The 7,500-nt window shown below is 36.2% G+C and carries 4 protein-coding genes, 1 tRNA gene and 3 rRNA genes (1 of these 8 running past the window's edge); 1 reads left to right on the forward strand and 7 read right to left on the reverse strand.

Annotated features, from left to right (window positions below):
* Positions 1-718 precede the first annotated feature (718 nt).
* Positions 719-1,039, reverse strand: a complete 321-nt coding sequence (locus SUCMO_RS0101120; protein ID WP_019878546.1) for a nucleoside triphosphate pyrophosphohydrolase — start codon at positions 1,037-1,039, stop codon at positions 719-721.
* Positions 1,040-1,424: 385 nt separating this feature from the next.
* Positions 1,425-2,813, reverse strand: a complete 1,389-nt coding sequence (locus SUCMO_RS0101125) for an MATE family efflux transporter (protein ID WP_019878548.1) — start codon at positions 2,811-2,813, stop codon at positions 1,425-1,427.
* Positions 2,814-3,251: 438 nt separating this feature from the next.
* Here SUCMO_RS0101125 and SUCMO_RS0101130 point away from each other — a divergent pair, with 438 nt between their 5' ends.
* Positions 3,252-4,085: a MerR family transcriptional regulator gene (locus SUCMO_RS0101130; RefSeq protein ID WP_019878550.1), complete on the forward strand. Its 834-nt coding sequence runs from the start codon at positions 3,252-3,254 to the stop codon at positions 4,083-4,085.
* 195 nt (positions 4,086-4,280) lie between these two features.
* Here the strand turns inward: SUCMO_RS0101130 and SUCMO_RS0101135 are convergent, their stop codons facing one another.
* The 5 genes from SUCMO_RS0101135 to SUCMO_RS0101155 all read right to left on the reverse strand — a co-directional run.
* Positions 4,281-5,225: a hypothetical protein gene (locus SUCMO_RS0101135; protein ID WP_019878551.1), complete on the reverse strand. Its 945-nt coding sequence runs from the start codon at positions 5,223-5,225 to the stop codon at positions 4,281-4,283.
* Positions 5,226-5,312: 87 nt separating this feature from the next.
* Positions 5,313-5,429: ribosomal RNA gene (gene rrf / locus SUCMO_RS0101140) — 5S ribosomal RNA — on the reverse strand.
* Positions 5,430-5,779: 350 nt separating this feature from the next.
* A tRNA-Ile gene (locus SUCMO_RS0101145) sits at positions 5,780-5,856 on the reverse strand.
* A 35-nt stretch (positions 5,857-5,891) separates the two neighbouring features.
* Positions 5,892-6,008, reverse strand: a 5S ribosomal RNA gene (rrf, locus tag SUCMO_RS0101150).
* Positions 6,009-6,092: 84 nt separating this feature from the next.
* A 23S ribosomal RNA gene (locus tag SUCMO_RS0101155) occupies positions 6,093-7,500 on the reverse strand (it continues 1,501 nt past the right edge of the window).

A 7,500-nucleotide genomic window follows, 5' to 3' on the forward strand; every position in this document is an offset into this window, starting at 1 on the left:
AACTCTCCAATATATTTATTGAAAAAGCTAATCTGCTCATTCTACCTATTTGTTTGTGATTTTTAAAACTTTTCTTGTTTTGTTTTGACTTTAAGCAGGATGCGCTTACGCAGTAAACTGCATTTCGCTTATGCAATTTCAAAGAACAACTTGTTGCACTTTGAATTGTATTCCATACTCGTTTGTCCCGCACATTCATTATATAATCGTATGATTATCTTACCATTATCCAGTTTTCAAGGAACATCTTGTCAGCCACTCAATCGACTGTTCATAAATTATATCACTATATTTTATGTTTGTCAAGCATTTGTTTTGCTTTGCTTGTGTCTTCTCAGTGACGACTTGTATATAATAACATTTATAAACGGTGTTGGCAATTCGCTTATTTAGGGTTTATTAGTTTTTAAATTCTTTTAACTGTCTTTTTCAAGACTTTTTCTAGATTTTATATACTATTTTACATTTTATAAAAATTATATATTTTATTACTTTGTTTACATTTTACTTGATTTTTTCAAGTTATTTATTTTTAAATTTGCATTTTTTACTACTACATAACATACTTATTCGTTAGAATCAACAAATCAACAATTATAATGCAATTAGCAGTATTGTAGTTAACCCCTGTAAGATTTTATGAAACAGTAAAAAACATTTCATACCACTTTTTCCATCCCTCCAATAATTGGAGCAAATCCTCTACATAACACAATAATCAGCCCGTAACACTATCAAGCACAAATCGTTTCTGAAAGCCACCACGTTTTGCTGCTTTTATTTTTCTCATTTCTTCAATATCTTCGAGTTTAAAACCGTTGTATTCAAATAAACTATTAACTACTTCCATAATATCTGCAGCTTCCTCAATACTAGGATTTTCTTTGAATTCATTTAACTCTTCAATAATTTTTGCATACAGTGCCTCTTGGTACTCCCTGTCATCCGCTATATGAGCTTGATATGTTTTACCAGCTACTGCAATAATGTCTAGAATTTTATCTCTTACCAGCTTATTGTGTACAATTGTACTAGCCATTTTCCCTACCCCCTAAATGACATCCAAAATTTACGGACATAGTCACGTTCTATAGCCAATTTCAATTCATCATACTTTTTATCTCTCCGCAACGACGATTCTTCAAATCGCGCAAGCAAGTTTCGATTTCTCAATTCCAGCCTACTAATTATATCTTCAGAAGGTCTACAATTTGACTTACTTGAATTTTCTCCTTGATGGACAATACACTATAACAGAATTTTTGTTAATAAGCTTTATAAGACATTTTTAAAATCTCCTCTATACGTTGTCCCTAAAAAACAATGCCTTTAGTCATTATCTAAAGTAACGACCAAAGGCATTTTATTCTTCTATCTTATCTTTGACAATTTTAAGCAGTTGAAGTTAATAATATTTATTTCTCCTAATAAGAGTAGCGCTTACGGTTTGTTTGTAAATAATAAATTGTAAAAATAATTGTCAGTAATTCAGCACAAGGTACGGCCAGCCACACCCCAATGCCACTTATTATTTTTGGCCAAACGTACAAACCTAAAACAATAAAAACAAAAGTACGTAAAATAGCTAAGATTGCTGATATGCGTCCATTACCAAAAGCGGTAAACATGGCCGCAGCAAAAATATTTACCCCAGCTAAAATATACCCTACTGCAAAAATTGTTAATCCTTGTTTAGCTAAAATATAAACTTCACTGTTTATCGGCACAAATAGGGCTACAATATTACCTGTGAAAAAATTGAGTAAGACATAAATACCACTAGAGAGCAACAATACTATTCCTAACGCTAATCTAACCAATTTTTTAATTTTTAAGCGCTCTTTGCCACCATAGTTATAGCTAAGTAAAGGTGCTATCCCCATAGAGAAACCTGAATAAATGGCCAAAACTAAAAACTCTGAGTATAAAACAATACTTACTGCTGCCACACCGGCTATTCCAAATAGTTTCAGCAAAATAATATTAAACAATAGCGCAATGATACCACCCGATAGTTGGCTGATCATCTCCGAAGAACCATTAAAACAAGCTTGTTTTATTATCGCCCATTCCCAAATTGGTTTAACAAAAGCCAGTAACTGTTGTTGGTTGGTAAAATAATATAAAGCATATGCTACGGGAAAAAATGAACCTGCGGCCGTTGCTAAGGCTGCACCTTCAATTCCCCACCCCCAAACAGCTAAAAATAAATAATCTAAAGCGGCATTTACTAAGCCAGCTACAATAGTTAATCCCAAAGCAACACGAGCTTTACCAATTGTGATAAAAAAATTTTCAAATAAAATTTGCAAAATTACCACTGGCGCAAAACTGGCTGTGATTGTAAAAAAAGTTTGGGCATAAGCTAAAGTTGCGCCTTCAGCGCCTAAAAAACTTAAAATTTGTTCCCGAAAAATTAAGGCCCCAGCACTTAAACAAATTCCAGCTCCAGCTGCGCTTACTAACAGTAAAGTAAAATATTGCTTGGCTTGCAATTCTGCTTTTGAACCTAATTTGATCCCCACTAAAGCACTTCCGCCCGTTGATAGCATAATTGCCAGCGAAAAAATTATGGAAGAAAAGGGGAAGACAATATTAACAGCAGCTAAAGCTTCCGTACCAAGATAGTTAGCTACAAAAATTCCATCAACAATTGTATAGGAAGCAATAAATAACATCATTATAATCGCAGGACTTGCAAAACGTAGTAAATTAATTAAGCTAATCGGAATTTCAAGCTGGGTATGTTCCTTATCGCTTGGTTCCATTAAATGATTTTCAGCCTTAATAGCTTGATTTTCTTGTAAAAACATAGTATATCTCCTTGTGTTTTCTTGGATCAAGCTTCATAATAAACTATAGAGTTACTCTATAGTCAAGGCTCTTTTGAAAAAAGTTAAAATTTTTTCAAGAGCATAATTCGATTGCTGATATAATATGGCCAGAATTCTGTCCAATATTTGAGTATAAAGCTAATTTCAGTCATTACTAAAGTATTCCACTATAGTCAAAATCGGTCTGCTTGCTGCTATCTTATCGTGAAGTTAAAAACCTAAACTTAAGAAAGCGTGAATGCCAAAATTACCATCTACACATGATCTAAATAGGAACGTGGCAACTAATATACTTGCCTAAAATCTTTAATTTTGGCGTATTGCCAATCAATACTAGAAAGTCTGGGGATAGTTTGCGTAAATGCTGGTATTGGTCGCCATGTTTCTAGGAAGTAGTTTAACAAGGAGCGTATTACAATGGAAAATAGATTAAGCCAATATTTTACCACAGGTGAATTTGCCAAATTAGTTAAAGTTAGCAAACATACTTTATTTTACTATGATAAAGTCGGAATTTTTTCGCCTGAGCTAACTTTAAACAATAATTATCGTTACTACGCCTTTCAGCAAATTGAAGTTTTTCGAGTAATTACTATTTTGCGCGATTTAAATGTACCCTTAAAAACAATAAAAGATTATTTAAAAGAACGTAGCCCTGAAAAATTAATCCAACTTTTAAGTGGCGAAAAATTAAAATTAGCTAAAAAAATTGTCACTTTGCAACAAACGCATGAATTCTTGGAACAAAAAATTAAGCTAACTAAAGAAATACTTAATTTCCCTCAAGATATTGTTTTAGAAGAAAACTTAGACGTCGAGTACTTAATAAAAACTCCCGCCTACAATACTGAAGAAGATAAAAATTTAGCAATATCTTTGTATAATCATATTAATTATTGTGATGCCTATAATGTTTTAAGTCCTTATCCTATCGGGGGAATTTTTTCTTATGCAGCTTTGCAACAAGCTAAATACTATACTTACAGTCATTTTTACACGCGCATTTTAAATTTAAACACAGCAATCCCGGTTGCCATAAAACCAGCTGGTAACTATCTTAGTTATTACCTTAATTGCCAAGAACAAACTATCGCCGAGGGTTATCAAAAAATCTTAGCTTATGCTCAGGAACGCCAAATGCAACTAGCTCCAGAATTTTATGAAGATGTTTTGCTAGATGATCTATCTGTTAAAGGTTATGACCATTATTTGATGAAAATATCCGTACAAATTTTAGTCCAATCTAAATAGAGCAATAACCGTTATTATTAAGCGTTTAAACAACTTAATAACACTGACAAATTTTTAAAAACTAGATTTTATCAGATCTGTTTTGCAAAAATTTAGCTAGATAAATTTAAAGCAGGAGTAAGAATTTCTGTATTCTCACTCCTGCCTGACATACTCTTTATTATTTTTTACATTATTTGAAGAAAAATTTCCCTATTATATGCCATCTGGCAGACCTGCCAAAATTTTAACTCTTTCCATTTCTCTTGCTGATTGATGTCGAAACACATATTGTGATACACACAAAAGAATTTTTTTGTAATCTTCCAACGCCTTGTCTTCCATCTCCATTTCACCTGATTGGAGCTGATTAATCAATGCCATGTATCTCCTTATGTAGATCGTTGGAATTAATAAATCGCTTAGCTCATCCCAAGCAGTGATTTTACCATTTTGCCAATAATACGCTTGAGCTCTTCTATCACATTCTCCTATACAGGCAACATAACATTCTGTACATTTGTTGTTTTCAGTATCTGAATCAATTACCATTCCTATTATCCCATGATTAACGTTTTCTTTGCGTTCCACCTTTAATAAATCTTTACCGCATACTATACAAGACAGTGGCTGGTAAGAATCAAAAATTTTCGAAGGGATATTTTTACCATCTATTTCAATCCATCTTTTATATGACTTTGGGAAATATCTTTTAAATAGTTCATATCTTTTGTGCTCCAATATATATTTTTCAATTTTTTCTCTATCAAATATTTCTATTCTATTTTCAGATTTAAAACTTTCAAAACGATTATTTAATCCAGAACTTGGTAGCGTTGAGTAAAAACCAATAAATCCATTTGCTTTATGCTCTGATAATCTATCTTTAATATTATTTTCATCATTACTCGTGATAGTCTTACCTGAATGTGCTTTATGTTTACAACTAACTAACCAAGTAAAACTACTTGCTGACAATGTTCCTTGGTGACTTTCAGAAACCAATAAATCTTTTCCGCCATCAGCACCTCTGCTTGGCTCTGAAATAATTTTAAATTTAAAAATATCAACAAAAAAATCTCTTGCGAATAATTCGAACGTATCTTGTAATCCTGATGCTAAATGTGCCTCGGGAATTTCACGAAAATCTATAATCGGCATAATCATCCCTCTTTTTTATAAAATTATATCATAATTTTATTTATATTAAAAACTAAAAAGCGCTACACGATTGTGTAGCGCTTTAAAAACTGGCAACTATCTATCCTACCAGGTCGTCTCCAACCAAGTACTTTCGACGTATAAGAGCTTAACTACTGTGTTCGGTATGGGAACAGGTGTATCCTCTTAGCTATCGCCACCAGATATAATTGTGCTGCCTAAAACTTAGACACAGCACAGTATTTATGTAAAATTTGTCAGGATATAGCATATCCATTCAAATTTATCTTTCTTGTTTTTAAGTTTAAAAAATAACTTTTTTCGTCGCTAACTGCCAGCTAAATAAAAATAGCCCCACTTTAAAATAACAAGAGTGCAACTTTTTTTGCTGTTAAAGTTTTAGCTAAAGTAAGTTTTTTTAAACTCAATTAGTAATTCTTTAAACGTTAAGCAACAACTAAGTAACTGTTTTAGCACTAACTGCTTAAAACTTAGGATTCATAATAGTCGCCAGTTTTTAAACCTTAAAATTAGCTAACATATTCAATTAAAAATGGTGGGCCTAAGTGGACTTGAACCACTGACCTCACGCTTATCAGGCGTGCGCTCTAACCAGCTGAGCTATAGGCCCCCAAGTAAAAAACCTTACGTATAAACGTAAGGCTTAACTGGCAACTATCTATCCTACCAGGCCGTCTCCAGCCAAGTACTTTCGACGTATAAGAGCTTAACTACTGTGTTCGGTATGGGAACAGGTGTATCCTCTTAGCTATCGCCACCAGATTATCGAGGTGAATTTCCAATTGGTAAACTCCCTCAAAACTTCACAGATTAATTTTTTTACCACGAGATATATTTCTTCTTGTTTAAGTCAAGCCCTCGACATATTAGTATTGGTCAGCTCAATAGATTACTCTACTTACACATCCAACCTATCAACCTCGTAATCTCCAAGGTGTCTTACTAGATTAACTCTATGAGAGATCTCATCTTAAGGCTGGTTTCACGCTTAGATGCTTTCAGCGTTTATCCTTTCCGAACGTAGCTACCCAACTATGCTCCTGGCGGAACAATTGGTACACCAGCGGTTCGTCCACTCCGGTCCTCTCGTACTAGGAGCAGTTCCCTTCAAATCTCTTGCGCCCGCGATGGATAGGGACCGAACTGTCTCACGACGTTCTGAACCCAGCTCACGTACCACTTTAATGGGCGAACAGCCCAACCCTTGGGACCGACTACAGCCCCAGGATGTGATGAGCCGACATCGAGGTGCCAAACCTCCCCGTCGATATGGACTCTTGGGAGAGATTAGCCTGTTATCCCCAGGGTAGCTTTTATCCGTTGAGCGATGGCCCTTCCACTCGGTACCACCGGATCACTAAGCCCTACTTTCGTACCTGCTCGACTTGTCTGTCTTGCAGTTAAGCTCCCTTCTGCCTTTACACTCTTCGCGCGATTTCTGACCGCGCTGAGGGAACCTTTGGGCGCCTCCGTTACTTTTTAGGAGGCGACCGCCCCAGTCAAACTGCCCGCCTGACACTGTCCTGAAGGTCGTTACTCTTTCAGTTAGAATTCCGATACATTAAGGGTGGTATCCCAACGTCGTCTCCGTACACACTGGCGTGCATACATCTCTGACTCCCACCTATCCTGTACATAATGTATCAAAACTCAATGTCAGGTTACAGTAAAGCTCCATGGGGTCTTTCTGTCCAGTCGCGGGTAACCTGCATCTTCACAGGTATTTCAATTTCACCGGGTCCCTCGTTGAGACAGTGCCCAAATCGTTACACCTTTCGTGCGGGTCGGAACTTACCCGACAAGGAATTTCGCTACCTTAGGACCGTTATAGTTACGGCCGCCGTTCACTGGGGCTTCGGTCAAATGCTTTGATTACTCGAACATCCTTCCTTAACCTTCCAGCACTGGGCAGGTGTCAGCACCTATACTTCAGCTTTCGCTTTTGCAGGCACCTGTGTTTTTGGTAAACAGTCGCTTGGGCCTCTTCTCTGCGACCACGTTAAGCTTAAGTCGTTTCTGACTTTTACTCTTATGGCTACCCTTCTCCCGAAGTTACGGGTACATTTTGCCGAGTTCCTTAACGAGGGTTCTCCCGCGCACCTTAGTATTCTCTACCCGCCTACCTGTGTCGGTTTACGGTACGGGCGGCACTTGTCTCGCTAGAAGCTTTTCTTGACAGTGTGGGGTCAGCAACTTCACTCGCATCTCTGCTTGCTCGTCATCACGCCTCAGGTTTAAAGTTTACGGATTTGCC

The sequence above is a fragment of the Succinispira mobilis DSM 6222 genome (genome assembly GCF_000384135.1).
GTDB classification, from domain to species: Bacteria; Bacillota; Negativicutes; order Acidaminococcales; family Succinispiraceae; genus Succinispira; species Succinispira mobilis.